The sequence below is a fragment of the Neobacillus drentensis genome, from assembly GCF_036965245.1.
Lineage (GTDB): Bacteria > Bacillota > Bacilli > Bacillales > Cytobacillaceae > Neobacillus > Neobacillus drentensis_G.
On record NZ_JBALPG010000089.1, the window covers coordinates 1 to 26544 of the forward strand.

Consider the following 26544-nt stretch of genomic DNA (forward strand, 5'->3'; position numbering starts at 1 on the left):
ATATATATATGTGATATACGTTTTTGGGTTATTTGGGGTATTTTCCCTCTCTTTTTGGGTCTTTTGGGTATCCTGTTAATAGTTTATATACTTCGAAGATTGCAATAAAAGAATTCGATTTTTCAATGAAAGCGAGGTAATGTTATGTATAAATTATATTGCAGAGCTTTTCAGGGAGTTATGAAAACAGCTTCCTCCTTCATGCCTTGGCGGGAACCTCAGCTGTTAGAGGGAGAAAATAGTTTGAAAGAACTGCCGATACTTATGAAACGCAGCAAAGTTGAACGCGTTTTAATCGTTACAGACCAAGGAATCATGTCGATTGGCCTAATGGAGGCATTCCTAAATGACCTGCGACACGAAGGAATCAATTATTTCATTTACGACAAAACTGTCCCAAATCCAACGATTGATAATATCGAAGAAGCCTTTCAAATGTACACCGCTAACAATTGCCAGGGAATTGTGGCGTTTGGGGGCGGTTCTCCAATAGATTGTGCTAAAGGGGTCGGAGCCCGGGCAGCAAAACCAAATAAGAGTATCCCCCAGATGAAGGGTATATTTAAGGTGTTAAAAAAGATGCCTCCGCTATTTGCCATTCCTACCACGGCTGGTACAGGAAGCGAAGCAACCTTAGCTGCAGTTGTTTCCAATAGCAAGACACATGAAAAATATGCCATAATGGATACATCTCTTATTCCGCATTATGCTGTCCTTGATCCATTACTTATCGTTAATCTTCCACAACATATTACGGCAGCAACAGGGATTGATGCGTTAACACATGCTGTTGAAGCATATATTGGCAAAAGTAACACAAAGGAAACAACACATTACTGTTTAGATGCGGTAAAATTAATCTTTGAAAATCTCTATGAATCCTATTCAAACGGAACAAACATACAAGCACGTTCGAATATGCAAAAAGCAGCCTATTTGGCCGGCATGGCATTCACACGTGCTTATGTTGGTTATGTGCATGCGATTGCCCATACGCTTGGTGGATTTTATTCCGTTCCCCATGGACTTGCGAACGCCATTATCCTTCCTTATGTCCTGGAGTATTACGGTGAATCTGTCCACAAGCCATTAGCTGAGCTTGCAGAATTAATTGGAATTGGTGAACCAGAGGATACTACCCAGGAAAAGGCCGTAAAATTTATTGAAGAGATAAAAAAGCTTAACTTAAAAATGGAGATTCCTAAAAAGGTCGATGGGATTGTCGATAGCGATATTCCGGTGATGGTCGAACGTGCCTTAAAGGAAGCAAACCCTCTCTATCCTGTACCAAGAATTCTGAATAAAGAAGATCTGGTTAATCTTTATCAACTGATAAAGGAATAGAATTCTCTCAAAATCTACGGAAATAGTGAAAAATTTGATTCAGATTAAAAGGAAGCTGATGAAATGCAAACCTACAATTCCCTTATTACCAAGCAAAAATCTTTTTTTCGGACGGACACTACAAAGGATGTAGCTTATCGACTCGAAGCACTTCAAAAATTAAGAATTGCGATTAAAAATAACGAAAAAAAACTGATGGATGCCTTAAAGGCAGATTTAAATAAATCTGAATTTGATTCCTATTCCACTGAAATAGGAATTGTCCTCGAAGAATTACGATTTACGATCAAACATTTACGTTCATGGGTGAAGCCGAAAAGAGTTAAAACACCTATAACCCATATTGGGTCGAAAAGCTTTATTTTTTCAGAACCATATGGAGTGACGCTCATAATCGCCCCTTGGAACTATCCTTTTCAATTAGCAATAGCTCCATTAATCGGTGCCATTGCCGCAGGAAACTGTGCAGTCATCAAGCCTTCAGAATTGACACCGAAAACATCTGAAGTACTAGGGGAACTCATTAGTGATTTATTCCCCGAGGAGTACATTTCCGTTGTGCAAGGAGGCGTGGAAACAAGCCAAGCACTGCTTAATGAAAAATTTGATTATATCTTTTTTACAGGAAGCGTTCCAGTTGGAAAAGTCATTATGGAGGCGGCAGCTAAAAATTTAACCCCAGTTACCTTAGAATTGGGTGGAAAAAGTCCTTGTATCGTTCATGAGGATGCCAATATTAAACTAACAGCGAAGCGGATTGCCTGGGGGAAATTTACCAATGCCGGACAAACCTGTATAGCCCCGGATTATTTGTATCTTCATAAAAAAATTAAGGACCAATTTCTCATAGAATTCAAGAAAGCGACGATCGAATTGTATGGGGAGAAGCCATTAAATAATGTGCATTTCACGAGAATCGTAAGTGATAAGCACTTTCAGCGGTTGTGTTCCTTTCTCGACAATGGAGAACTTTTTATGGGCGGAGACTCAAATCAAGAAAATTTAATGATTGAGCCAACGGTTCTAACAAATATCACATGGGATGATCAGATCATGCAGGATGAGATATTTGGGCCGATTCTACCTGTACTTGAATATGATGTGCTATCAGAGGTACTAGAAGGAATTCATCGTCACCCGAAGCCGCTCTCACTTTATCTCTTTACGGAAAATAACAACGTTCAACAGGAAGTTGTAAACAGCGTATCTTTTGGTGGAGGCTGTATAAATGACACGGTCTATCACTTTGTCTCCCCTTACCTGCCTTTTGGAGGAGTCGGAAACAGTGGGATTGGCGCCTATCATGGAAAAGGAAACTTTGATACTTTTTCCCATCAAAAAAGCGTTCTTAAACAAACGACCTTATTTGATATCCCGTTTCGATACCCAAATATGAAAAACGGACTTAATAAAATTAAGCTTTTTTTGAAGTAGTTAAACAAAAAAGCCTTGAGTACACGATCACTGTGCTAAAGGCTTTTTTGTAGTTTCGTATAGTTTCATAATTATTGCAGCCTTTTCATCTGTTGTAAAACCAACTAGTATATTAAGACGATAAATTTTAAAAAACACGCCTGATATAAATCAAACGTGTTTTCTAGGAAATTAATTTATTGAAATAAGGGCCCCATTCTTATGAACTACTGTTACTTCCTGCCCTGATCTTTTTTCGTATTCATTTGCAGTACCATATGCCACTTTTAATATTAATGGTTTTTTCTTATGCTGAAATTCTACGGTAAAGTTATCAGCAGCACCTACAACTTTTACTTTAGTATGAATTACAGGACCCGGAATAGTGAGCTTTTGCCCAATAAGAACCATATCTAGGCTAAGTCCGTTCGCTTTTTTTAGATCTTCTACCTTTACCCCAAAACGATTTGCGATTCCCCATAGTGTATCTCCAGGATTGACCATGTATAGTGGCTTAATGTCTTCTGCTGGTGAATCAATAGAAAGTTTCAGTTTTTGACCAATGTATAGCTTATCCGTTTGTAAATGATTTATCTTTTTTAATTCATTCATGCTGACACCGGATTTTTTTGCGAGAGAATAAAGGGTATCCCCTTTTTGTACAGTATAAAGACTGGAGGTTTTTATAGAATGTTCAGGTACCAAAAGTTGCTGGCCGGCCATTATTTTCTCTGAAGTTAAACCATTAACTTCCATTAGCTGTTTGATACTGACATTATACTTTTTCGATAGGCTATATAGAGTATCATTTTTTCCTACTGTATATGAGGTACTGCATGCTTCGACTTTTGTAGTCATAAACGCAACAGCCGTAAATGCTCCGGCAATCGCAGCTGTTGCCAGTTTTTTATTACGTGCTCTCATCTTTTTCTTTTGCAATTCAGCTAATCTTTGTTTTCTTTTAATAAACGTTGTACTCACAGCTACTACTCCCCCAAAAATATAATAAAAAAAAGAATCCCTTACAGAGATTCGGCAAATTGCTCCATTTTATGACTGTATATTAAATATTTTCTTATATTTCCACAATTTATATATTTTTCTCCCCGAGATAGATAAACGCTTCGATGTTTGTGAAATAATAATTAGCAAAAAACTAAAACCCGAATCCACATGTGTTAATTCGGTTTTTGTTTTGCTTAGCCCTTATTTTTTTCAAACTTCTAAACATAAGAAATTCCGTTAATACCTGTTCCTATCAGTTATTCATCCTGGTTCGGGTAAAAATATTCATATGTTAGTTCATTTCCATTTAAACTGATGGTGATGACTTCATGCCCATTTACTGAGGCAAAAGTGTTTGACAACCCCTCTCCAGATTCCTTCTGCCACTTGCTATCACTGTGCAAAATCTTTTCCAAATATTGATTATATGCCTTTGTGGATGCTCCTCTCCAACGATACACTTCAATTTTATTTGAAGTAACGGAAATCGGCTCTAGATCAACGGGGTATATCATGCTTCCGTAGCCATGAGTCACATAAAGTGCCTCGTCATGATGATATGGTTTTTTCCCTTTTAACTCTAGTGAAGACATCGCTTGAAAAATGTCAGCGTACTCAATCTTTGGATAATCGAACGTATATTGAATCCATTTTTCCTTAGTCAGCGGAATAAAGAAGTAATACCGAATGCCAACGTCCTGCATTTTTACATGTTCAATATACATGACGGTCTTATATGGGAAATGTTCAAGTTCTTTGTTAACAAACATCGGCTTGGACTTGATAATCGTGTTCATTTCATTTTCGGTTACTTCATTAACGGTTCCAAACGGAATGGGTTCATTTTTATGGTAAAGCTCTAAACTATCACCTGTTTTTTTTCCAGTTACATCTTCAAGCTTCCAGCTGAAAGAGTAATAGTCAATCGTGTAATTTGAAAAATCATTTTTCTTTGGATTTTCATCCATTACCATGAACAGAAAACCCCCGAAAATAACAATTAACAATGAGGTTGCGATAATATTTTTCCATTGATGAAACTTAATGGGACTAGTTTTGGAGGGGCGACGATGGATCGATTCTTGAATTCTTTTTCTAATTACGTCTTTTTGTGTATCAGTTGAACCAAGTTGCTTAAGCAGCTCCCATTTTTCTTCAAAATGCTTATTCACCATGATTTCCCCCTCCTATCTCATTCATTTTCTTAAGGGATTGTAATGCTCTTGATAAGGTTTTACGAACCTTTGACTCGGACCAATCGAGAATTTCTGCAACTTCCTTTGTCGTACAATCTTCAATTTTCTTTAACGTTATCACTAAACGATAATTCGGCTTTAACTTTTGGATTTTTTCCAGTTGCTGAAGAACAAACTCCTTGTTTTCAATAAGCTGTTCTAAATTAAAGGAAGAAGGAATTTCCTGATTAAGCCCCACTGTGGAAAATAGCCTTTTACGTTTCCGTTTACGAATTTCATCAATCACCAAATACTTTGCAATACTAAACAGCCACGTTTTTACTGCCGACCGATTTTCAAATCCATCAATTGCTGAATAAGCACGTATAAATGTGTCATGGACTAGATCCTCACAGCATTGTTTATCACCTATCATATATAAGATAAACCGATAAATATCATCATAATACAGTTCGTACCAATCCATCACGAGCCTTTCTCTATCTTTATTCAAGCCTTCCCTCACCCTCTTTTTTGCTTTCTTACGTATCAGTCGTTGAACATTGATAAATTGTGACACTAATAAATGAGAAAGTTCTAAAAAAAGCTCATCTTATGTATCACTAAGATGAGCTTTCACATGATTAATATTGTTTTTTTCAATTACTACTTTTCAAATATATCATTCGTAACCTGTTTCCCTGATAAAATAGCCATAAATTCCTCACCGGTAATCGTTTCTTTTTCTAACAGGTACTTTGTTAGTTCGTGTAATTTATCTTTATTTTCCTCTAAAATCTGAATGGCTTTTTCATGACAGGATTTGATAATTTTGAGAATCTCAGCATCCACTTTTGCTGCTGTTTCTCCTGATACCATCAGGGAGGTATCCCCGCCTAAATACGGATTATTGACTGTTTCCAGTGCCATCATATCAAATTCTTCGCTCATCCCAAACCGTGTCACCATTGCTCTGGCAATTTTTGTTGCTTGTTCAATATCATTGGAGGCACCTGATGTGACCGTTTTAAAAATGATCTCTTCTGCTGCACGTCCACCCATGTAGGTTGTAATTTTATCCAAGGCTTGTTCTTTTGACATCAGGATCGTTTCATGTTCATCCACTTGCATCGTGTAGCCTAAAGCGCCGGAAGTTCTAGGGATAATCGTGATTTTATGGACCGGTGCTGAATGACTTTGTTTCGCTGCTACCAATGCATGCCCAATCTCATGATATGAAATCGTTAATTTATCCTTCATCGTAATGACCGCATTTTTCCGTTGATAGCCGGCAATGACCACCTCAACAGACTCTTCTAAATCATTTTGAACAACTTTGTGTCGTCCGAGTCTTACTGCCCTTAGTGCCGCTTCATTAATTATATTAGCCAAATCTGCCCCTGATGCCCCTGATGTAGCTCTAGCGATTACATTGAAATCAACATCATCAGCTAACTTCACTTTTGTAGCATGTACTCTCAAAATTGATTCACGGCCTGCTAAGTCAGGTAATTCAACCGGAACTCTTCGATCAAATCTTCCTGGTCTTAAAAGTGCTTTATCAAGTGTTTCAGGTCGATTGGTTGCGGCCAAGATGACGACGCCTTTATCGGCATCAAATCCATCCATTTCTGTTAACAGCTGATTTAATGTTTGCTCCCTTTCATCATTGCCGCCTGCCATACCTGAATTTCGACTTTTACCGATTGCATCTATTTCGTCAATAAATACGATACATGGTGCTTTTTCTTGAGCTTGTTTAAATAAATCCCTTACCCTTGCAGCACCCATCCCGACAAACATCTCAACAAATTCAGAACCTGACATTGAGAAGAATGGAACCTTGGATTCCCCTGCTACCGCTTTTGCCAATAGGGTTTTCCCTGTTCCAGGAGGGCCTACTAACAAAGCACCCTTTGGAATATTCGCACCGATTTCTTTATATTTTTTCGGGTTATGCAGAAAATCAACAATTTCCTGTAAGGCTTCTTTTGCTTCATCCTGGCCGGCTACATCTTTAAAGACAATTCCTGTTTGAGCTTCCACATATACTTTTGCATTACTTTTACCAAAGGATAAAGCGCCTCCACCACCCATCATTCTATTTTGCATCTTCTTCATCAGCCACTGACCGATTGCAATAAAAATGAGGAGCGGAAGGATCCAAGATAGAATGAAACTTACGATTGGGGATGTTTCTTTCGGTATCACCTTTGTAAATTTAACATTCGCCTTATGCAAGCGGTCAACTAATTTAGGGTCGTCAATCGTTCCTGTCTTATAAAGCTTGGCCTCACTGGTATCATATGGTTTAAACACAATGGTGTTATTTTCAATTTCTACCTGTTTTACTTTTCCTTTCTCAACCATAGTTAAAAATGTCCCATAATCCACTTCTTTTACAGAGCGATTAACAAAGGCTGGAAAAATAAAAGAATTTAATAGCAAAATGATTATCAATGTCACTGCATAGTAAAATATTAGCGGTTTTTTTGGCGGTTTCATTTGTTTCATTTATATTCCTCCACGGTCACTAGTCATTAAACCCTCAAAAAACTAATAACTGTTATTTTTTATTAGCAAGTCCATTTTTCAAAAGATTCATTTCAATTATATAGTTCCCCAATGCTTCTTGTTTCGACAGCTCTTTTGCAAATTTCTCAACTACATTCCGTATGGTTACTGTGAAAATAATTTGCATAATATGAAACAAATCTTGATCATTTGAAATGTTTAAGTTGCTTGTATTTATTAACGATGAAATTTCTCTGAAATTATCGTTATTTTCTCGGTTTCTAAAAATATTGGCAAAGCTATTTTCTATTTTATACGTCATATTCAAAAACGCATTTTTTAAGAATTGAACATTTTCTTCTTCCTTGATAATATATTGGAAAAAATCAATCATGGAATCAAATAGATCGCCATTATGTTTTCTTAGGAGTGCAGCAAAGTTGTTATTGTTATTAATAACAATACCATTTAATATGAAGAAAAAAGCATCCTCCTTGTCTTCAAAGTATTGATAAAAGCTGCCGCGCGGTATTCTCGCTGATCTTACGATATTAGAAATGGATGCATCATATAAAGGTACTCTTGAAAATTCTTTCTTAACTGCGTTTATTAACTTCTCCTTTTTATCCTCTGGTAAATTATAAAATGTAATTTTCGGCATTTTCTTCCCTTCTTATGGTAAAATCTGATTATGACACATTGTCATCAATGCAATGATATATGACACAGCGTTTATTGTCAATTGAACTGATATCTCATTGTCAATTTTATATCTTTAAGTTCTTTTAAAGTTCAACTAATTCAGTTAAAATTTATCTATATCAATAGACTTAGTGAAATAGAAGGGATTTTTAATGTATGGATGTAATAAATTTAAGCACACTAGATGTATCCATTATCATCTTTGTTATCAATTTTTTGTTGGCAGCAGTTGTTGTTTTTATTGAGCGCCGGGACATTGGCTCAACATGGGCATGGCTGATGATATTATTCTTTATTCCCATCGTTGGCTTTATCGTTTATTTGTTTCTAGGCCGACAATTAAAGCAAAAGAATTTTTACAATTTGTCATCTGAAGAAAGAAGTTATCTTCTATCAGCAGTAGATGAACAAATCCATCAACTTCAAGACAATAGATTTTTTCACAATGATTTGCTTTCAAAACATTCTGATTTGCTCCTGATGAATGTAAAGTCATCCAATGCATTACTTACATTGGACAATAAAATTGAAATTTTTACTGATGGTCATGAAAAATTTTGCTCATTGTTTGAAGATATTAGGAAAGCAAAAGAAGAGATTCACCTTCAATATTACATCATTCAACGGGATTCCCTTGCTGACAAACTGCGGGATGAACTCACAAAGAAGGCAAAAGAAGGTGTAAAGGTTCGGCTCCTTTATGATGAAATTGGATCTAGAAGGATATCTCCTGCATTTTTTAAAGAGATGATTACTTATGGTGGTGAAGTAGAAGCCTTTTTCCCTTCGTTTCTAAAATTGGTTAATTTCCGGATTAATAATCGAAATCACAGGAAGCTTTGCATTATTGACCGAAAGATTGCTTATATTGGCGGCTTTAATATAGGTAATGAGTACTTAGGATTGGATAAAAAATTTGGCTACTGGCGCGACACACATTTAAAGGTCCAAGGGGAAGCTGTTTCCCAAATTCAAGGCAGATTTCTTTTAGATTGGAATTACGCTGCGAAGAACAAGATGAGTTTTGAACCATATTCCTACCAAGTTGGCAAGCATGATGGAAAAAGTCCGGTTCAAATTATTGGGAGCGGTCCTAACACAGTAACGGAACACATTAAAAATATGTATATCAAACTAATCATGTCTGCAAAAAGGACCCTGTACATCCAATCACCGTATTTTGTTCCAGATGCCAGTTTTATGGATGCATGTAAAATTGCCTTACTTTCAGGTGTTGATGTAAGAATCATGATTCCTAGTAAGGGCGATTCCGCCGTTGTTTATTGGGCAACTTGGGCATATGCGGGGGAACTTTTAGACTATGGGGCTAAAATTTATCTTTATGAAAAGGGTTTTATCCACGCTAAAACTATTGTAGTGGATGAAGAAGTGGCTTCTGTTGGCACTGCCAATATCGACACACGGAGCTTCCGTTTAAATTTTGAGGTAAATGCCGTCATCTACGATGAAAAAGTGGCTAAAAATCTTTATGATTTGTTTCTGCAAGATTGTCAAGATAGCTCTGAATTAACAATGGATAGATACAAAGAGCGCTCCTTGGGTATCAAATTAAAAGAGGCCATAACACGTCTCCTATCGCCTATTTTATAATTTCATTTCGTCATTTAGAAGAAAACTCGGCACCTCCATTAGAAAGTGCCGAGCTTTTTATTTCTCTACAGTTCAAATTGCCATTCGTCCTTCAGGATTAAATAAAGTACAAGGAGCGTATTTTCTAAATCAGTTTCTCGTTTTCCTTCTACTTCCAGCCCTATTTTCGGAAGCAAGATTTCAGCAATTTGTCTTGTTAATTGATTTCTTTCTTCCATTGGTACTTGAGGATATCGGCTGGCATATGTACTAATCAGCTTCCATTCCTTCATTCCCAGCGATTTTAACGTCCATTCATCGAGAAAAATATCATACTTTGTTAGCCCTCTAGTTTCAATTTCTTTTTCGATTGGAGTTAGTTTCTTTTTCTGTTTTGCCTTTCTCTCATGAATGACAATCGTACCAGCGACAAGATCTCCAAGGCGTTTATGCTTTGGATGAAAAAATATCATGATTATCCCTAGAAAGTAAGCAGTCGGAAGGGAATCAATCAAGCGGATAAGATTCCGGATAAAGCTTGATAATAATGTGATGCTATGTCCATTTTCCTGAATCACTCTGATTCCGATCAGCTTCTTCCCGATCGTTCTACCCCCTGAAAAAAATTCAAACGCAAAAAAGTATCCCCAATTCACGATGAAAAGAATAATAATCGTAATAGCTATAGGAATAAAACTATCCGGTAGAAACCCTACCGAGGATATTCCATCCATAACAAAAAAAAGTACTACTAAGGTTAATATATTAACAACCGTTAAAAGTAACTGATCGATAATAAAAGCAGCTGCTCTGCTTCCTAAACCGGCAAGCTGAAACTGAATCGAAACGTATTCAGGTGTTTTAATATCTAAACGGTCTTCATTCATAAAAATTCCCCCTTTACACGGTTGATTTTTTCTAATGTTGTTTCTATTTTTCTACTAATTTTCTATAATAAGGAGAAAGAGAATAAAAATTACATAGCTCCCTAAAAGAAGGTGTGAAAATGAACGTCAAACAATTCGTAAAAATGCATCGTGAAGAATGGAAACAGCTTGAACAATTGGTATTAACCATGAGTAAACGCAGAAATGCAATTACAGGTGATACGATTACACAATACCATCGACTCTATCAAAAGACAGCACAGAATCTTTCCTACAGTCAAACCTACTTCCCAAATGACGAAGTAACACAATATTTGAATGGACTTGTTTCTAAATCACATAACCTGTTGTATAAGGATCAAGTATCTAGTTTTAAACAAATTCGCCATTTTTTCAGCACCAAATTTATTGGGTTATTAGTGGAGCAATGGAAGTTTGTTGTGGTGGCGATGATCCTATTTATCATTGGTGCCGTAGGGAGCTTTATTGCTGTCATGAATGATCCGCTGCATATCTATGCCATCCTCCCGGCGGAAATCGCTCAAGGTGTTAATCCTGACCACCTCGGGGAGGGGAATGGAGCGGTCGACTCCTCTCTCATGTCTGCTAGCATTATGACCAACAATATCAAGGTAGCCATCTTCGCCTTTGCTGGAGGGATTACATTTGGGCTTGTAACAGTTTATTTGCTCGTCTATAATGGTATCCTCATCGGCGCACTCGCTGCCCTTTTTTGGCATCACGAGAAATCCTATGATTTTTGGGCTTATATCGTACCACACGGAATGATCGAGCTTACAGCCATCTTTATTGCCGGCGGTGCCGGTCTGTTAATGGGCTATAAGCTCTTTGTTCCCGGTCAATACACAAGAGGCTATCAATTAAAACATCATGCGAAACGATCGGTACAACTGCTGCTTGGGACACTTCCCTTGTTTGTCATCGCCGGAGTCGTTGAAGGCTTTATCACCCCAGCCGCGATTTCTCTAGAAGCAAAATATTTTGTTGCTTTCCTAACGGTTATCGGCTTAATTCTTTATGTTGTAATCGGAAAGCTAAACTTACGCAAATCTAATGCTATAGAAGATTTTGATTCATAATATCAATATAATGGGATACGGCGGCAATGACTAACTTTTCTTCACGGGCCTCTATCATTTGGAGGCCTTGTTTTTCCCATTTGCTTTTTTCCCGTTTCTTAAATAGCAGCTGTTGCTGGGCAATACTTTTCACCATCGCTGTTTGTACCGTACCTGGCTCCTCACATGCTCTCTTAATGAGTGTTTGATCCTCTATTCCAATCATGAAAAATAAATGCCTCTGCCGAAGCCGCTTTAATAAGATTAGCGCGCTTTCCTCATGGAGAAAAGTTCTGACATCACTAAATAATAAAAGTAGACTCCTTTTCTTTTGAACCATTTCTAAGTATTGCAGCACTGCTGCATAGTTTGACTCAGCTGCATCCACTTGCAGATGATAGATTGCTTGAAGAATCGTCTGTAAGTGTGCCATTCCTTTCGCTGGAGGCACAAATACTTTGATTTCCTTTGAAAATGCAAGGACAGAGACATAATCGCCTTTTTGAAGAGCGGCTGCCGTTACGGTCAATGCCGCTTCTAACGACCTCTCTAAACGGTTTCCGTTCTTCAATTCGGCGCCCATCATTCTTCCGCAATCAAGTAAAATCGTAATATACTTCCCATGCTCAGGTTCGTATTCATTGGTCATCACTTCTTGTAGCTTTGCCGTTTGACGCCAGTTGATTTTACGGGGATCGTCCCCCACCACATAACTCCTTATCTTAGAAAAATCACCAACACCACTTCGCTGTCTGCGAATTGTTAACCCTTCGTATTTTAAAAATTGCTGTGCATTTTCCAAATACTGCTTTGTCTCGGTCAAATCCGGAATAACTTTCACAGAATCCTCTATTCCTAGGGTTGTTTGCTTCTCCCATAAACCCAAAAGGCTCGTATAGCGAAAATAAAGGTTACCGATTTCATACTTTCCTCTTTCAGTAGCAATCGTATCATACGAGATCTCCATTGTTGCTTCCTTCGGTATTTTTCCAACAAGAGGAAACGGGCGTTTGAATGACTGTGGTAAGCCATCGATCATCCGGTATGTAAACGCATAGGAAGAGGTATTCTTAACCACAATCTTTACCTGATAGGTAATACCCCTTTCTAATTCATCAGCTACCGTTCGATGAAAGGAAAGCTGATTTTTTTTCGGTGAAAAGAGTAAGTCTACTAGACTTACAAAAAATACAACAAGATTAATAGTAATGACGTAACTCCATGATATTCCCCATCCCGTTCCAATCAATAATGCGAATGAGAGGACGAGAAAGAGCAGCAATAGCCGTTTTGTCGGTAAAATCCCTCTATCTTGGAACAGGAACCGACCCCACAAGCTCTTCAATGATTTGGTCAACGGTTGCTCCCTCCAATTCTACATGTGGAGATAACTGAATACGATGTCTTAATGCCGGTTTGGCAACCATTTTGATATCGTCCGGTGTCACATAGTCACGACCGGCCAGGTATGCCCATGATTGTGCCGCTTTTCCGATCGAGATTCCCGCCCTTGTACTAGCACCGTAGCGAATGGCTTCAATATCACGTGTTTTTCGGACAATTTGCATCGTATAGTCTAGCACATTCTCGCTAACCGTCACTTTTTCAATTTCTTTTCTAATTCTTAAAAAAGCGTCCATGTCTAAAATTGATGCTACTAACTTTTCATCGAAGCTGTTTTCTATTACTTCTCTTAATACAGTTTTCTCTTCCTCAAATGTTGGAAAATCAATATTCAGCTTAAACAAGAAACGGTCCTGCTGTGCTTCCGGCAGCGGGTAAGTCCCTTCAAATTCAATCGGGTTTTGTGTCGCAACGACAAAGAATACTTCTGGCAATGGATACGTTTCACCTTGGATCGTTACTTGCTTTTCTTCCATTGCTTCTAATAATGCAGCCTGCGTCTTTGCAGGTGTCCGGTTGATTTCATCGGCTAGCAAAATATTAGTAAAAATAGGTCCCTTCAGTGTTTGAAATGAACTTTCCTTCATATTATAGATCATGCTGCCAGTGATATCACTTGGCAGTAAATCAGGTGTAAACTGAATCCGGTTAAAGCTGCCGCCAAGTAGCCCCGCTAGCGTTCGTACCATTTGTGTTTTTCCGGTGCCTGGTACGCCTTCTAAAAGTACATGTCCCCCTGCTAAAATGGCAGATAACAAAAGCCTTAGATTAAGACTCTGCCCAATAATCCGCTCCTCATATTTTTCTAAAAACGCTGTTAATTCTGTTTTCATTCTCCGACCTCTTTTCGTAATTGCTCCAGTTTTCTCGACCATAATAGATATTCTTGTTTACTTATTTTTTCTTTTTCAAGGATGGTGACCAATCCATTAAGAAAAGACTTAATTTCACGAGCAGGCATTTGAAGCCATTTTCTTTCAAAATAACTAGAAAGATCCTGCCATTCCCGGCTGTATGGAATTTGCCAGCGCTCTTGTAACAGTAGCTTGACATAATCTGCTTGTATCAGTAATGAGTCATGATACCGTTTGCCTCTGAGGTACCAAGCAGCAATTGCTTGAATTCCCTCATCGCTAAAACGAACCGACTCTTCCCTTGGAAAGAAGATTGGTCCGAATCGTTTCCCTTTAAACCATAGCCAAAGAACCATGATTAAGATTCCTTGTAAAACAAGCAGTAAAAACCACATTGGGTAGACGTTCCAAATAGTAGAGGCATTTTCCCCGCCATGAATATATTCATCAAACAAAATGGTCTGCGCTTTACCTTCATTTAATAGATAAAGAAGAAGTGGTAAATGATCATTTTTTAATAGGTTTTCATTTGTCATCCATTCAGGAGCAATCCCTACAATCAAATGACCTTTACCATAAGTGCGTTTGAGCGCTATGGTTTCCTTGCGATCACTCAATAAAACCACATCTTCTTTCATGGTTTGTAAACGGATTGGGGAACTAATCTCAGCCCGATAAGTGCCATGTGACTGATCAAATACATCCTTCTTTTTGTCATTAGGAGAGGCTTTTTGTTCCGTAAACTCAGTGTTTACATCAAACATCCCTTTAGGGTTGGTTTGTAATAACAAAATGGTATTTCCGTCCTTCATGAAGTTAACATAATCCTCCATTACATCCTTTTCTGGATAAAATGACGGTTCGACCATAACGAGTAATTGATTTCCTTTCCCATTAGGCAGCATTTCAGGTGCATGGTTCCAGCTCTTTGCTTCCTTTTCTTTCTTTAAATATGTATAAAATGCCTTTACACCGGTTGGAGAAGGAGAATCCGTCACATAGCTTGGATAGACTTGTGGCTTTGGTGAAAAGGAAAAGTAACTTATCGTTAAAAATAGGATGAGTAGAACAATCAGCCAAATCCATGTTCTTACCTTTGATTGTGAATTCATGAAATACCTTCCTCCCCCCTTTCACCGAGCCATTTCATTGCTTCATATTTGAATTGAACATATTCCTCATTACTCACCGTTCGTTCGCCATACGTCACATCTTCAAAAAAGTGGGCAAGGCGGTAAAATTGATCGGCTTTTAGTGGATCGTTTTTCCGAAGTTCATCGTAGTAGTCCCAATTCGTTTTCCAAATTCTTGCCTCAAGCCATCCTTTTTCGTGATAATAAAGAAGTAAGGATAAAAACAGGTGGCGGGTTGAAAAAGAATATTCTTCTAATACTTCATGTTTCCTGGCCTCTTCAAGATGCCGCTCGAACGTCCAATTTAATTCCTTCATCGATTGCAGTGGTTTTTGCTTCCGCAAAATCAAATTCCGTCTTGTATTCCGAATCAGAAAGTATGCTGATAATGCTAAAAGAATAATAACCATCACAATAACTGCTATTAAAATTGGTCCTGAAGCACTGCTGGCTGATTTAATGGCAGGGAACAACTTTTCCAGCTGTTCTGCGATCCATTCTTTTGCTTTTTCCCACCAGATTTGGATAAACCCTTTAGAATCATTGTAATAAACTCTATACTCTTTTGTATTTAAAATATTTTCAAGGTCATCTCGTGCCTTGTTTGCATCTAACATAATCATCACCTAACATAATAGGTTTATTTATCCCTTTATAAAGGGCAGGAAGTATTGGTGGGGAATGAAAGAATCCCCCACTGATTTAAGTTTCACCTTAAATGGTCTTATAGTCGTCAATCAAATCCTTTAAATCATCAGCATCATGTCTCGTTTTCAAATCAAGATACATAACCCCATAACCTACTGAGAATATCATCGTCGTAAACAGTGATGCCATATTTGAAATCATATATAATAAAACACTTGTACCTAAAAAGGCACCAAAGGTAAATTGTATAGCAGTACTTATTATTGAGGAGATAATGTAAAACACAATATATAGTCCCATCAACGCCCAAGTTCGGTTCTTTGATAGTCTCCAGCTTCTCGAAAATCCCGGAGAAGTCTTATCAAGCACCACCGAACCAAAATAAAAGCTCCAGCGGGTTATTAAAAGTCCAATCCCGATCGCACATCCGAAAAACAACAGGATTCCAAAAAGAATTCCAGCTATTGGATTTACCGATGCAGAAGCGAATCCTACAATGATTAGGACAAGAGGAATAATGATGATTATAAACGCGATTAAACCAAACAAGATATTGCTCCAAAACATTGGCCAAAAACGTGAGAATGCTTGTTTGATAACGGAGCCCACCGTAAACTCTTCCTCATTCCGAATATGATTAATCGCAAACAGGATCGCTGCCTCTGCAACTGGGAATAGCAGAGCACTAAATAAACTGACCACGATAAAGCCGATACCCAAATCTAAACTGCTCGAATCAAACGATCCTGAATCTATAAAGCTTGAGAGATTTTCTTCAAACCAATTATCACCAGTCCCGACCTGTCTAAAAAAACTGGTACCTGAAGCGAATTGAATAATAGCTTGAATCAAGTAGACAGGGCCCATAAAAATAATTAAAATCATGAAAAATTCTTTGAAACGATTTTTACTTAAACTAAAGGTATGATCCAGGATTTCCCCGAATCCTTTTGGCTTTTTAAACTTTGCGTCCAATGTGAAATTCCCCCTTGAATGTAAAAAATGGTTATTATTACCGCCTATTTTATCATTATTCTGAGATATTTGGGGTAGAAATTGTAAAAAAAAGTAGAAAGATAGCCTAACCTCTTGGGTATAGGCTAAAAAAGTAGAGGTTAGGCCTTTTATAATCATATAGATTTCCCTTATATCTTTGAAAACTCTTCTACCAGTTCCCCAAAACGTTTAAGGGAGTTTTCAATCGGGTATTGTGTGGTTAGATCTACTCCCGTCTTTTTTAACAGTTCGAGCGGATAATCCGAGCTGCCGCTTTTTAAGAATTCCAAATACGATGTCAATGTTTTTTCATCACCTTCAAGAATCTTTGTTGCCAAATGAATTGCAGAAGCAAATCCTGTTGCGTACTTATACACATAAAATGGTCGATAAAAATGAGGAATTCTTGACCATCCATACTTTACTTCCTCATCAAACACAACGTCATCTCCATTGTAATCCCTAAACAATCTCTCATAGATTTGGTTAAACACTTCTACATTTAATGGTTGACCCTTTTCAGCCATTTCATGCGTTTGCATCTCAAACTCTGCAAACATTACTTGAGTGAAAAATGTACCTTTAAATTGATCGATAAAATGGTTCAGTAAATGCCTTCGGATATTATCATCCTTTTCATTGCTTAATAAATAGTTAATCAATAGGACTTCATTGACGGTTGATGCAACTTCGGCAACAAAGATACTGTAACCGGCTGTAATTTGCGGCTGATGCTTGGAACTCAGCCAGCTGTGGACACCATGACCGCATTCATGAACCAATGTGAACAAGCTATCCAAATCGTCCTGATGATTAAGAAGAATAAACGGATGGACGCCGTATACACCTAGATTGTAGGCACCAGAACGCTTACCTGGAGTTTCTCTTACATCAATATACCTCCCGTCCTTAAACTCCTGAAGAATACCGATATAATCCTCTCCTAAAGGTGCTAAGGCTTTGCACATCGTTTCATACGCTTCCTCATAAGAAATCACTTGTTTGACGCCGCTTACGAGTGGGACACTCATATCATATTGACGTAGTTCATCGAGTTTCAACTTTTCCTTCCGAATACGAGTATATTGATGAAGTGGTGCAATATTGTTTTTCGTTGTTTGTATAAGATTTTCATAAACCTCTTTTGCAACCTTATCCCCAAATAAGGCCTTTTCAAGTACAGAAGGATATTGACGGACCCGAGACAGTGTCACATTATTTTTAATAGCCGCTGCAAGTGTTGAAGCTATTGAATTTTTCAACTGCACGTAGGGCTGATAGTATGCTTTATAGGCTTCTCTGCGCTTTTCTCGATCTTCATCCTCAATTAACTTTGCATACATCCCCCTTGTAAGTTCCACACGTTCACCATTATTACCGGTAACCTCCCCAAACTTGATATCCGCATTATTGATCATTCCAAAAGTATGACCTGGAACAGACAATGCCTCGCCTAATTGCGAGAGAAGTTCTTCCTTCTCTTTGCTGAGCACATGTGACTTATAGCGAAACGACTCCCATAAATCCTCTTCAAAATAGGATAATTTTTCTTCAGTCTTTATGTAGCCCTGTAATGTTTCTTTATCGAGACCTAATAAAAAAGGCAGGAAGAATGAAGTAGCGGCGCTCACTTTTACACTTAGCTGTTTTGCTCGGTCTAAAAGGGCTTGTGCTTCTGTTACCTTCGTATTTTCGTCCACCTTCAACATGGCATATGCATAAACCTTATTAAAATAATAGGATAACTCCTCTCTTTGTTTTAAGTATTGATAGAGAGAATGGCCATCGTGTATTTCACCATCAAATTTTTTTAGTTTATCCGCCATTTTTTCAATCAGCAGATACTCTTCTCCCCATTTACTGACATCCGAATAGATATCTGCTAAATTCCATTTTTCATTGCTAGGCACTTCGCTTCTGCTCTTGTATGTCGTCATTTTATTGCTCCTTTCTCGTTTACAACTGAGTGAGTTAATTTTTCCAAAAAAGGAATAGCATTCAAAGGTATATTCCATATTTATCATTGGTTTTCCTTTTTTATGTAAGAATCAAGATAAGAAATAACAAAGGCAGGTCATTCGGATGACCTGCCCCATGCTTCATTATATAATTACTTCTTTTCCGATTGCCGTTAATCTTTCATTTACTTCTTCTTCACTTAATCCATGCTCAGCAATGTAGCGGTTCCGAGGGTGAACCCTGCACTTATGTGAACAACTGCGTAAATGTTTATGCTCGTTTGCCTCCGAGCATAGTATTTTTTTATTACATTCCGGGTTAGCACAATTCACGTAGCGTTCACATGCTTCACCCGTGAAATAATCTTTTCCTACGATGACATGCTCTTTTCGATTCACAGGAACACTAATGCGCTCATCAAATACATAGAGTTGTCCATCCCATAACTCCCCTTGGACTTCTGGATCTTTTCCGTAAGTGACAATCCCGCCCTCTAACTGTGATACGTCTTCAAATCCCTCTTGTCGGAGCCAGCCGGAAAATTTTTCACAGCGGATTCCACCCGTACAATAAGTGAGAATCTTCTTGCCTTCAAATTCCTTTTTATTTTCTCGGATCCATTGTGGCAAGTCACGGAAATTCAATATATCTGGTCGAACCGCCCCGCGAAAATGGCCTAAATCATATTCATAATCATTTCGAGCATCAATCACTACGGTATCTTCTTTTTGCATTTCGGCAAAGAATTCCTTCGGTATCAAATGTTTTCCTGTTAGCACATTCGGGTCAACATCATCTTCCAAACGTAATGTAACAAGCTCAGGTCTGTAACGAACCTTCATTTTCTTAAATGCATGCTCGGATGCTTCATCAATTTTAAAAATAGTCCCTGAAAAAAAAGGATGTGCCTCCATGTATTTCATATAGGCGTTCGTCTGTTCGATGTTGCCTGACACTGTGCCATTAATTCCTTCAGCAGCGATGATAATCCGTCCTTTTAAACCTAAATCCGTACAGAATTGGTGGTGTTCATTCGCAACTTCTTCAGGATTCTCTATCGATACATATTTGTAATACAATAACACTCTATATTCTTGAGTCATGTCTACCACCTTATATTATATATAAAATTATACTTATTATTAACATTAACCAAGTTACTATATCAAAAATTAGCAGTGGTTTTCAAATTTCTTTTCTTACTGCAAGCGTATAGGTGGATATTACCAGCCAAATTTTCTCCTTTTTTCTGTTACAATTTTTATTGGTAACAAAACTAAGGAGGAATACATCCTATGAAGAAACCCGCACTCCTCCTAACACTGGTAATTACGATTACCTTCATTGGAGGTATTTTGACTGGAGTTTTATTCTCCACTAACAAAGCAAATGAAAAAACGGTTAATATAAAGCAAGCACCAAAATCGGCCATCAAGCCGGAGACAAAAGAATTACCAAAGGTGGAAAAATCACAATCAAAAGTTCTCATTGGGTATGTACAGGATTTCCGCGACCCATATGTAGTGGATTACTCCAAATTAACGCATGTCATCTTCTCCTTTGCCCATCCGACAAAGGAAGGAGGAATTTTGCTAAATGGCGATACTGCGTTAAAAAATCTAAGGACAGTCGTTTCAGAAGCAGAAAAATATGATACAAAGGTGATGCTTGCTGTTGGCGGATGGTATCATATCAAGGGCGGTGAATCATATGAGTATTTTAAAACCGCTATTTCTAATCCTGCATCCAGGACAAAACTAGTGAATGAGCTTACTAGTATTGCAGTTCGGGAGCATCTTGACGGTATTGATATCGATTTTGAACATCCCCATTCCAAAGCGGATGCCGAAAATCTTGCTCTTTTTACGAAAGAATTAAGTGCACAACTTCATCCAAAAAATATGGAGTTGTCGATAGCTGTTTATTCAAAAATCCATGCCGTAACATTAACCGAAATTGGCTTTGTCGTCTATGAACCGTCGATGTTCCATGATGTTGACCATGTCAATATTATGGCATATGACGGTCAATGGGATGATGGCTATCATGCTGCAAATTTATCTCCCTATCCGTTTACAGAGAAAATAGTAAACTATTGGGCAGATTTGTTTGACAATAATAATCTTCCAAAAGAAAAATTGGTGTTGGGTGTTCCGTTTTATGCCCAACCGGAGGATCCTAAAATAAAACAGGTATCCTATAGTGCTATCATAAACCAAGACCCGGCAAATTCCACAAAAGATACAGTAAGCATGAATGGGACAACCTACTATTATAATGGCGATGCCACCATGAAAAAGAAAACAACACTGGCACTTGATCATGGCTTTGGCGGCATGATGCTCTGGGAAGTCGGACTTGATGCAAAAGGACCACATAGTTTAACAGGAACAATTTTTGAAGCTTTAAATGATTCAAATAATGTACTGGGAAAGTATTATTCGGCAAAAAAATAGGTAATTAAACCGCTGTACTCTCATCCTTAAAGAGTGTACAGCTTTTCGTTTTTATCGGAATTAGTGCCTCGAAATCAAATCTTAATTGACACAAAGCCGTCATAATTTTTGGCATTTGTCGTATTTTTTTCCAAAGTTTTTGAAGGAGTTTGTCGAAAAAGAGAGAATAAAAGTAAAAGAAGTTTAAAATAAGGAGGAAAAATGGATGAAGAAATTTTTATCTGTAGTATTTGGAGGCATGATTGCATTAACACTTTTTGTGACAACTGGGAATACTGCTAAAGCAGCAGAAACCCACCAACCAGAAGCTTTATCTGAAGAGTGTGGTTGCGATGTTACACCAATTTTAGGATCTGAAAGAAATAAAATCGTTGCCGATGTAATCAGCAGTGAAGCGTTTAAAGCAGTGAAAAATGATCTTAAAAAAGATGACTTAAAATGGACTGGTGCTAATACCGTTGAAGTATTCAAAAATAATACATATGGCGTGGTAATGGTTGGAGTACCTTTTGAAAATGAGCAAGGAACAAAATTTATGGCAGTATTTTTTGATGGCGTTTTCATGGGATTATCCCCAGCAGATGCAGAATAAATGAAAAAAATTCCCAACCAAATACAAGTTGGGAATTTTTTTATTCGGATATAATACAATGAACTTCGATGCTATATACTTGATAAGTAATCGTTCATTCCTGAAAGAAGATCAGTAGGGTTTTCGTACATACTCATATGTCCAGAATTTTTTATTAACCTCTGTTTGATGTTATCTCTGCTCACCGAAAAAGTTTTTTCTGCTGGAATGATTTGATCCAGTTCACCTGCAATCAAAAGTACTGGCAAAGGAGTGGCCTCTAATACAGGATTTCGATCAATCCGATTCTTCATCGCGGTCAATGCACTAACGGCACCTTGTGGAGTAGTTAAGTACCCTATTTCTTTTACCTCTTTAATCTGATCTTCCTCTACGTTATCTGGTGAGAATAGCTTTGGTACCAAACCATCAATAAGAGACTTAATCCCCTCTTGCTGTACCTTTTCTGTATTCGCTACTCTGCCCTTTTTCGCTTCTTCCGAATCGGGAAAGGCAGTGGAATGAACAAGCGAGAAACCGTTTAAAAGGTTACTATATTTTTCAGCAAAGGCAAGTGTAATATAGCCTCCTAATGAATGTCCAAACATTGTTACCTTTTGGATATTCAATTGATCTAAAAGATCCTTTATCTTTTCCGCATACTCTTCAATTGAATAATATCCTTTGTCCATACTCGATTCCCCGTGCCCTGGAAGATCTAGGGCAATTACACGATAGTTTTTTGACAGTTCAGGAATCACTTTTTCCCAATAAAGAGAGCTCCCGCAAAAACCGTGTAGAAGAACAATTGCCTTCCCTTCACCCATATCTACATACGCGATTTTCGCATCTGACAATTTAACACTATTTGTTTTCATAAATTTAATCACTCCCTACACTAGTTGATACCCTATAGTATAAAATTAAATCAATGAAATATAAAATGCATTACCTCTTCTCGAAGCAATGCATTAAAATTATCCGATTTGTTCCTCATTCATATCCGTATTTAATAAGGATCTTTTATTAGGAATGAGCGTTAAATTAGTCTTTTTTAATAAATAATGGAAATGCTCCACCGGCATGGACCCATGACCTTTGTTATCTCCCAGAATAAACTGTACTGTAATCCCATTATTGCTTTTTACCAGCATGGTCTCAGCAGAATTGAAAAAATCTTTAATAGTTTGCGAAATTTGATATTTAGTCCCATCTTCAATTAACATGCATTTTCTCCTTTTTTGGCTGATTGGAAAGTATAAATTTCCTTTCAAGCATAAGTGTAAATACGTCTCTGTCTTCCTCCTTAGGGGCTTACCAATCGACGGACGAGTCTTCTTTTATATTCTCAATGCTAGTATTCCAAAACAAACTATATACATACATAATTTTTCCAATTGAACTTGATAAAGAAAAAAGAGAGGTTTTTCCTCTCTCGCTCCTTAATTACTCGTCTTCATCCATCATTTCATCAAACGCGGCAGAAACCTTTTCAAATTCCTCATCGCTTTCAATGGCGGAAAAATCACCATCTTCATCAACCTTTAAAAAGAAAATATCAATATCGTCATCCGTTTCTTGTCTAACATCCTCCGCAAACCCGACAGCAACATAGTCTGCCCCCTCAATCGTCACTACCCCTAGCACTTCTACTTCCTGTTCATTATCACTCTCATCGCTTATCGTAAAAATTTCCCCTACTTCAATTTTACTCATACGTAACTCTCCTTTCCTTCATTTAATAACTATCCATTCAAACAGTATCTCTAAAATGAATGAATTTTAACCATTCGATTGGACTCAACAATACAAATACATAAAAGACACCACTTTTTTCTCCATAACCAGAATAAAAGTGGTGTCTTATTTTTATATTAAACCGAACATTCTTACCGTCTGTGTAATGATTAATGGAACAATGATGGCGATTATGGTTGGAATGAGGAAGGCAAGAAATGTCCACTTTTTGCTCTTCGTTTCCTTATAAATATTAAGAAGCGTTGTTCCACAAGGATAATGTAAGAGTGAAAACAACATCATATTCAATGCTGTAAGCCATGTCCAGCCGTGATCAAGAAAGATTTGCTTCAAATCAACCAAGCTATCAACCTCAGTTAACGAACCGGTAGATAAATACCCCATTAATAGAATTGGCAGGACAATTTCATTTGCCGGCAACCCTAGTATAAATGCCATCATGATATAACCATCAAGACCAAGTAATTTTCCAAACGGGTCTAGAAATTCCACCGTATACATCAATATACTTGTATCACCAATGTAAATATTTGCACATACCCACGTTAAGATAGCGGCAGGTGCAGCTACTTTTACTGCTCTGACTAGCACAGACCATGATTTTGTTAACGAAGAACGAATAACGGTATCAAAAATTTTTGGTTTCCGATATGGCGGCAGCTCTAACGTATAATGTGTCGGAACTCCTTTTAAAGCAGTTTTTGAGAGTGCCCATGAAACAAAAAATGTCACGATAATCCCAAATAGAACAATTCCGACAATAACCCCAGTGGTGACAAGCGACTTAATACCACCGGTAAAATTGGCAGCCATAAATAATGAGGCTAGAAGGATTAATGTACCCCAGCGCCCATTACATGGCACAAAATTGTTCGTCAGAATTGCAAGCATCCGTTCTCTTGGCGATTCGATAATCCTCGTTGAAATGACAGCTGCGGCATTACAGCCGAACCCCATTGCCATTGTCAATGATTGCTTTCCATGCGCCCCAACCCTTTTAAACAATCGATCCATATTAAAAGCCACACGTGGTAGATAACCATAATTCTCTAAAAGGGCAAAGGTTGGAAAAAAGATAGCCATCGGCGGCAGCATTACACTTATCACCCAGGATGTTCCCCGATATAAACCAAGAACAAGCACACCATGCAGCCAATCCGGAGCGTGAAGGAAAGTAAAAAATGAGGTAATATACCCTTCGATAACCCCAAATAACTCAGCGAGCATTGATGATGGGATATTCGCTCCAGCGATTGTTATATAAAACAATACGCCTAGCATCACAATCATAATCGGGAAACCAAAAATCGGTGAAGTAAAAATTGCATCTAGTTTTTCTGTTCGTGTATCTCTATTTGATTTTGTATAGGAAATTCCGTCGCGGCATAATGTATGGCTGCGGTCGTAAAGATGTTCCACTATATCATCTCTTAGCTTAGATGATGACAACGCTTGAGCTTCTGTATAAAGCTCTTGAATACTCATCTACTAAACCCCCTCCGGTATCAATCGTTTGCTAATTTCATTGAGTAATGACTCGTCACCATCTAACAATCTTAAAGAAACCCAGCGGGAAGAGATGTGATTTCCAACCATTTCACGCACCTTAGGTTCAATCTTGTTAATTTTTTCTTCAATTTCTTCAGGATATGTCAACCGAGCTGGCTGGCATTCAATCGCCCCTGATACAATACGATCAATTGTATCGAGGAGCATTGGGAACCCCTTTTTATTCCGCGCCGAAATTTTGATGACAGGTACTCCTAATCGATTGGTCAAAAGCCGTTCATTAATGTGAATACCTTGCTGTTCCGCGACATCAATTAAGTTAATACAAATCAAAACATTTTTTGTCATTTCTAACACTTGTAAGGCTAGGTTGAAATTCCGTTCCAATGAGGTTGCATCTAATACAACAAGCGTTACATCTGGTTTCTCAAAAACGATATAGTTTCTCGCCACTTCTTCATCTGTTGAATTCGAAAACAGAGAATAAGTTCCAGGCAGATCAATGAGATGAAAAGTCTTATCTTTAAAAGATAAACTGCCTTTCGCCAGGGAAACGGTTTTTCCTGCCCAGTTTCCCGTATGCTGCCTAAGACCTGTTAAAGCATTAAACAATGTACTTTTACCAGTATTCGGGTTTCCGGCTAATGCAATCCGGTACTCATTCCCCATTGGACACCAGCTCCCCTTCTATTCTTGAACTTTCCTCTTCACGGAGGGCAATCGTCGTTTGACTTACACGAAAGGCGATCGGATCTCCTAAAGGACTTTTACGAACAACTTCAACGATTGCACCCGTTACAAATCCTAAATCTAATAATCTTCTTCTCATTACACCATCTAAATTTAAAGAAGTAATTTTAATTACATTTCCTTTTTCCCCATCTAGCAATTTAATTATTTTAGGTTTATCCATTTCTCTTTCCCCTTCCTCAAAATCTTTCCTAAGGGCAACTTTTATTTAATTATATGAAATTGTTGCAAATAATGCCACCTTTTTATAAAAAAAATAAGCTGCCTTCTGTTTAGGCAGCTAAAAAAATATATCAAGTCAAAACTTCGCGCAATAATATCCCGAGTGAAATGCCTATGAACATTGAGGTTAGTGTACCGAGCAAGAAATACTCCGCCCAATCCCTATCGTCCATTTGTTTGAATCTGGCAATAGATTTTGCTGCAACAATAAACCCGATTGCAGGATAGGCATTGTAAAATGTCAATACTAAAACTAGCAGTCTTTCAATATAACCAATTAATTTCCCGCGTGAAAGGTCATGTTTTGAAAAAATAGTGTAATGATACTCCTCAGTTAAACCCTTTTTGCCCATACTTTTATTTGCATAGTATTCTTCTTGTCTGTCTGTCTTAAATGAATACTTTCCTTCAAAGGATAACAGCTGGTTAGGCAACGATCCTAATAAAATCCTGATAAAATGACCACTAACACTTGTGGTTAGAATCACGATGATGATAAGAAACAAACCAGCATTTATGGGGCTTATCTTATATCCTTCCTTGAATACATCAATTATTTTAGTAAACTCTATATC

General features: G+C 37.7%; 25 protein-coding genes and 1 pseudogene. 6 read left to right on the forward strand and 20 right to left on the reverse strand.

Annotation, left to right across the window (positions count from 1 at the left end):
* The first annotated feature begins 144 nt into the window (after positions 1–144).
* The gene (locus tag V7150_RS17705; RefSeq protein WP_335521031.1) at positions 145–1344 is read left to right on the forward strand and encodes an iron-containing alcohol dehydrogenase; all 1200 of its coding nucleotides are present in this window, start codon (positions 145–147) and stop codon (positions 1342–1344) included.
* Positions 1345–1407: 63 nt separating this feature from the next.
* The gene (locus V7150_RS17710; RefSeq protein WP_335521033.1) at positions 1408–2778 is read left to right on the forward strand and encodes an aldehyde dehydrogenase; all 1371 of its coding nucleotides are present in this window, start codon (positions 1408–1410) and stop codon (positions 2776–2778) included.
* A gap of 171 nt (positions 2779–2949) precedes the next feature.
* On the opposite strand, the gene V7150_RS17715 is transcribed toward V7150_RS17710, so the two are convergent.
* From V7150_RS17715 to V7150_RS17735, 5 genes are all read right to left on the reverse strand, one after another.
* Positions 2950–3738 carry a LysM peptidoglycan-binding domain-containing protein gene (locus tag V7150_RS17715; protein ID WP_335521034.1) on the reverse strand — a complete coding sequence of 263 codons (789 nt, stop codon included), beginning with the start codon at positions 3736–3738 and terminating at the stop codon, positions 2950–2952.
* A gap of 281 nt (positions 3739–4019) precedes the next feature.
* Positions 4020–4937, reverse strand: a complete 918-nt coding sequence (locus V7150_RS17720; protein ID WP_335521036.1) for a hypothetical protein — start codon at positions 4935–4937, stop codon at positions 4020–4022.
* Positions 4927–5451, reverse strand: a complete 525-nt coding sequence (locus tag V7150_RS17725; RefSeq protein WP_335521039.1) for an RNA polymerase sigma factor — start codon at positions 5449–5451, stop codon at positions 4927–4929. The genes V7150_RS17720 and V7150_RS17725 overlap by 11 nt, the downstream gene beginning before the upstream one ends.
* 152 nt (positions 5452–5603) lie before the next feature.
* Positions 5604–7451, reverse strand: a complete 1848-nt coding sequence (gene ftsH, locus V7150_RS17730) for an ATP-dependent zinc metalloprotease FtsH (RefSeq protein WP_335521041.1) — start codon at positions 7449–7451, stop codon at positions 5604–5606.
* Between the two features lie 52 nt (positions 7452–7503).
* On the reverse strand, positions 7504–8112 hold the full coding sequence (locus tag V7150_RS17735; RefSeq protein ID WP_335521043.1) for a TetR/AcrR family transcriptional regulator: 609 nt from the start codon (positions 8110–8112) through the stop codon (positions 7504–7506).
* 197 nt (positions 8113–8309) lie between these two features.
* On the opposite strand from V7150_RS17735, the gene cls reads away from it, so the two are divergent.
* On the forward strand, positions 8310–9764 hold the full coding sequence (cls, locus tag V7150_RS17740) for a cardiolipin synthase (RefSeq protein ID WP_335521045.1): 1455 nt from the start codon (positions 8310–8312) through the stop codon (positions 9762–9764).
* A gap of 65 nt (positions 9765–9829) precedes the next feature.
* Here cls and V7150_RS17745 read toward each other — a convergent pair whose 3' ends face one another.
* Complete coding sequence (locus V7150_RS17745; RefSeq protein WP_335521047.1) at positions 9830–10630, reverse strand: RDD family protein; 801 nt, start codon at positions 10628–10630, stop codon at positions 9830–9832.
* Positions 10631–10749: 119 nt separating this feature from the next.
* Between V7150_RS17745 and V7150_RS17750 the strand changes: the two genes are divergently transcribed.
* Positions 10750–11730, forward strand: coding sequence for a stage II sporulation protein M (locus tag V7150_RS17750; RefSeq protein WP_335521048.1), 981 nt, complete (start codon positions 10750–10752; stop codon positions 11728–11730).
* Here V7150_RS17750 and V7150_RS17755 read toward each other — a convergent pair.
* The 7 genes from V7150_RS17755 to trhO all read right to left on the reverse strand — a co-directional run bounded on the left by V7150_RS17755 (position 11708) and on the right by trhO (position 19806).
* Positions 11708–13066, reverse strand: a complete 1359-nt coding sequence (locus V7150_RS17755) for a DUF58 domain-containing protein (protein ID WP_335521050.1) — start codon at positions 13064–13066, stop codon at positions 11708–11710. The genes V7150_RS17750 and V7150_RS17755 overlap by 23 nt on opposite strands.
* Entirely contained in the window at positions 13017–13946 is a 930-nt protein-coding gene (locus V7150_RS17760) for an AAA family ATPase (RefSeq protein ID WP_335521052.1), read from the reverse strand. The genes V7150_RS17755 and V7150_RS17760 overlap by 50 nt, the downstream gene beginning before the upstream one ends.
* Complete coding sequence (locus V7150_RS17765; RefSeq protein WP_335521054.1) at positions 13943–15079, reverse strand: DUF4350 domain-containing protein; 1137 nt, start codon at positions 15077–15079, stop codon at positions 13943–13945. Before V7150_RS17765 ends, V7150_RS17760 begins: the two co-directional genes overlap by 4 nt.
* Complete coding sequence (locus V7150_RS17770) at positions 15076–15723, reverse strand: DUF4129 domain-containing protein (protein ID WP_335521055.1); 648 nt, start codon at positions 15721–15723, stop codon at positions 15076–15078. The genes V7150_RS17765 and V7150_RS17770 overlap by 4 nt, the downstream gene beginning before the upstream one ends.
* 91 nt (positions 15724–15814) lie before the next feature.
* A complete protein-coding gene (locus V7150_RS17775) occupies positions 15815–16723 on the reverse strand; it encodes a hypothetical protein (protein ID WP_335521057.1) in 909 nt (302 codons plus the stop codon).
* A 170-nt stretch (positions 16724–16893) separates the two neighbouring features.
* Positions 16894–18681, reverse strand: a complete 1788-nt coding sequence (pepF, locus tag V7150_RS17780; RefSeq protein ID WP_335521059.1) for an oligoendopeptidase F — start codon at positions 18679–18681, stop codon at positions 16894–16896.
* A 165-nt stretch (positions 18682–18846) separates the two neighbouring features.
* Complete coding sequence (trhO, locus tag V7150_RS17785) at positions 18847–19806, reverse strand: oxygen-dependent tRNA uridine(34) hydroxylase TrhO (protein WP_335521061.1); 960 nt, start codon at positions 19804–19806, stop codon at positions 18847–18849.
* Positions 19807–19998: 192 nt separating this feature from the next.
* Here trhO and V7150_RS17790 point away from each other — a divergent pair, with 192 nt between their 5' ends.
* Both V7150_RS17790 and V7150_RS17795 read left to right on the forward strand, forming a co-directional pair.
* Positions 19999–21159 carry a glycoside hydrolase family 18 protein gene (locus V7150_RS17790; RefSeq protein ID WP_335521062.1) on the forward strand — a complete coding sequence of 387 codons (1161 nt, stop codon included), beginning with the start codon at positions 19999–20001 and terminating at the stop codon, positions 21157–21159.
* Positions 21160–21364: 205 nt separating this feature from the next.
* Complete coding sequence (locus tag V7150_RS17795) at positions 21365–21751, forward strand: hypothetical protein (RefSeq protein WP_335521064.1); 387 nt, start codon at positions 21365–21367, stop codon at positions 21749–21751.
* A gap of 71 nt (positions 21752–21822) precedes the next feature.
* On the opposite strand, the gene V7150_RS17800 is transcribed toward V7150_RS17795, so the two are convergent.
* From V7150_RS17800 to V7150_RS17830, 7 genes and pseudogenes are all read right to left on the reverse strand, one after another.
* Positions 21823–22608, reverse strand: a complete 786-nt coding sequence (locus tag V7150_RS17800; protein ID WP_335521066.1) for an alpha/beta fold hydrolase — start codon at positions 22606–22608, stop codon at positions 21823–21825.
* A gap of 99 nt (positions 22609–22707) precedes the next feature.
* Positions 22708–22956, reverse strand: coding sequence for a hypothetical protein (locus tag V7150_RS17805; RefSeq protein ID WP_335521068.1), 249 nt, complete (start codon positions 22954–22956; stop codon positions 22708–22710).
* A 220-nt stretch (positions 22957–23176) separates the two neighbouring features.
* Positions 23177–23446, reverse strand: a complete 270-nt coding sequence (locus V7150_RS17810; protein ID WP_335521070.1) for a DUF1292 domain-containing protein — start codon at positions 23444–23446, stop codon at positions 23177–23179.
* 153 nt (positions 23447–23599) lie between these two features.
* Positions 23600–24973, reverse strand: a complete 1374-nt coding sequence (locus V7150_RS17815) for a nucleoside recognition domain-containing protein (RefSeq protein WP_335521072.1) — start codon at positions 24971–24973, stop codon at positions 23600–23602.
* A gap of 3 nt (positions 24974–24976) precedes the next feature.
* The gene (locus V7150_RS17820) at positions 24977–25666 is read right to left on the reverse strand and encodes a FeoB small GTPase domain-containing protein (RefSeq protein ID WP_335521074.1); all 690 of its coding nucleotides are present in this window, start codon (positions 25664–25666) and stop codon (positions 24977–24979) included.
* Positions 25656–25910, reverse strand: coding sequence for a FeoA family protein (locus tag V7150_RS17825; protein WP_335521076.1), 255 nt, complete (start codon positions 25908–25910; stop codon positions 25656–25658). The genes V7150_RS17820 and V7150_RS17825 overlap by 11 nt, the downstream gene beginning before the upstream one ends.
* Positions 25911–26040: 130 nt before the next feature.
* A pseudogene (locus V7150_RS17830) lies at positions 26041–26544 on the reverse strand (hypothetical protein); the annotation flags it as partial.

Excerpts from the sequence above, each read along its gene's own strand:
- V7150_RS17705 (WP_335521031.1), top strand. The coding sequence starts at position 145 with ATGTATAAATTATATTGCAGAGCTTTTCAGGGAGTTATGAAAACAGCT.
- V7150_RS17710 (WP_335521033.1), top strand. The coding sequence starts at position 1,408 with ATGCAAACCTACAATTCCCTTATTACCAAGCAAAAATCTTTTTTTCGG.
- V7150_RS17720 (WP_335521036.1), bottom strand. The coding sequence starts at position 4,937 with ATGGTGAATAAGCATTTTGAAGAAAAATGGGAGCTGCTTAAGCAACTT.
- ftsH (WP_335521041.1), bottom strand. The coding sequence starts at position 7,451 with ATGAAACAAATGAAACCGCCAAAAAAACCGCTAATATTTTACTATGCA.
- V7150_RS17735 (WP_335521043.1), bottom strand. The coding sequence starts at position 8,112 with ATGCCGAAAATTACATTTTATAATTTACCAGAGGATAAAAAGGAGAAG.
- cls (WP_335521045.1), top strand. The coding sequence starts at position 8,310 with ATGGATGTAATAAATTTAAGCACACTAGATGTATCCATTATCATCTTT.
- V7150_RS17745 (WP_335521047.1), bottom strand. The coding sequence starts at position 10,630 with ATGAATGAAGACCGTTTAGATATTAAAACACCTGAATACGTTTCGATT.
- V7150_RS17750 (WP_335521048.1), top strand. The coding sequence starts at position 10,750 with ATGAACGTCAAACAATTCGTAAAAATGCATCGTGAAGAATGGAAACAG.
- V7150_RS17760 (WP_335521052.1), bottom strand. The coding sequence starts at position 13,946 with ATGAAAACAGAATTAACAGCGTTTTTAGAAAAATATGAGGAGCGGATT.
- V7150_RS17765 (WP_335521054.1), bottom strand. The coding sequence starts at position 15,079 with ATGAATTCACAATCAAAGGTAAGAACATGGATTTGGCTGATTGTTCTA.
- V7150_RS17770 (WP_335521055.1), bottom strand. The coding sequence starts at position 15,723 with ATGATTATGTTAGATGCAAACAAGGCACGAGATGACCTTGAAAATATT.
- pepF (WP_335521059.1), bottom strand. The coding sequence starts at position 18,681 with ATGACGACATACAAGAGCAGAAGCGAAGTGCCTAGCAATGAAAAATGG.
- trhO (WP_335521061.1), bottom strand. The coding sequence starts at position 19,806 with ATGACTCAAGAATATAGAGTGTTATTGTATTACAAATATGTATCGATA.
- V7150_RS17790 (WP_335521062.1), top strand. The coding sequence starts at position 19,999 with ATGAAGAAACCCGCACTCCTCCTAACACTGGTAATTACGATTACCTTC.
- V7150_RS17795 (WP_335521064.1), top strand. The coding sequence starts at position 21,365 with ATGAAGAAATTTTTATCTGTAGTATTTGGAGGCATGATTGCATTAACA.
- V7150_RS17800 (WP_335521066.1), bottom strand. The coding sequence starts at position 22,608 with ATGAAAACAAATAGTGTTAAATTGTCAGATGCGAAAATCGCGTATGTA.
- V7150_RS17805 (WP_335521068.1), bottom strand. The coding sequence starts at position 22,956 with ATGTTAATTGAAGATGGGACTAAATATCAAATTTCGCAAACTATTAAA.
- V7150_RS17810 (WP_335521070.1), bottom strand. The coding sequence starts at position 23,446 with ATGAGTAAAATTGAAGTAGGGGAAATTTTTACGATAAGCGATGAGAGT.
- V7150_RS17815 (WP_335521072.1), bottom strand. The coding sequence starts at position 24,973 with ATGAGTATTCAAGAGCTTTATACAGAAGCTCAAGCGTTGTCATCATCT.
- V7150_RS17820 (WP_335521074.1), bottom strand. The coding sequence starts at position 25,666 with ATGGGGAATGAGTACCGGATTGCATTAGCCGGAAACCCGAATACTGGT.
- V7150_RS17825 (WP_335521076.1), bottom strand. The coding sequence starts at position 25,910 with ATGGATAAACCTAAAATAATTAAATTGCTAGATGGGGAAAAAGGAAAT.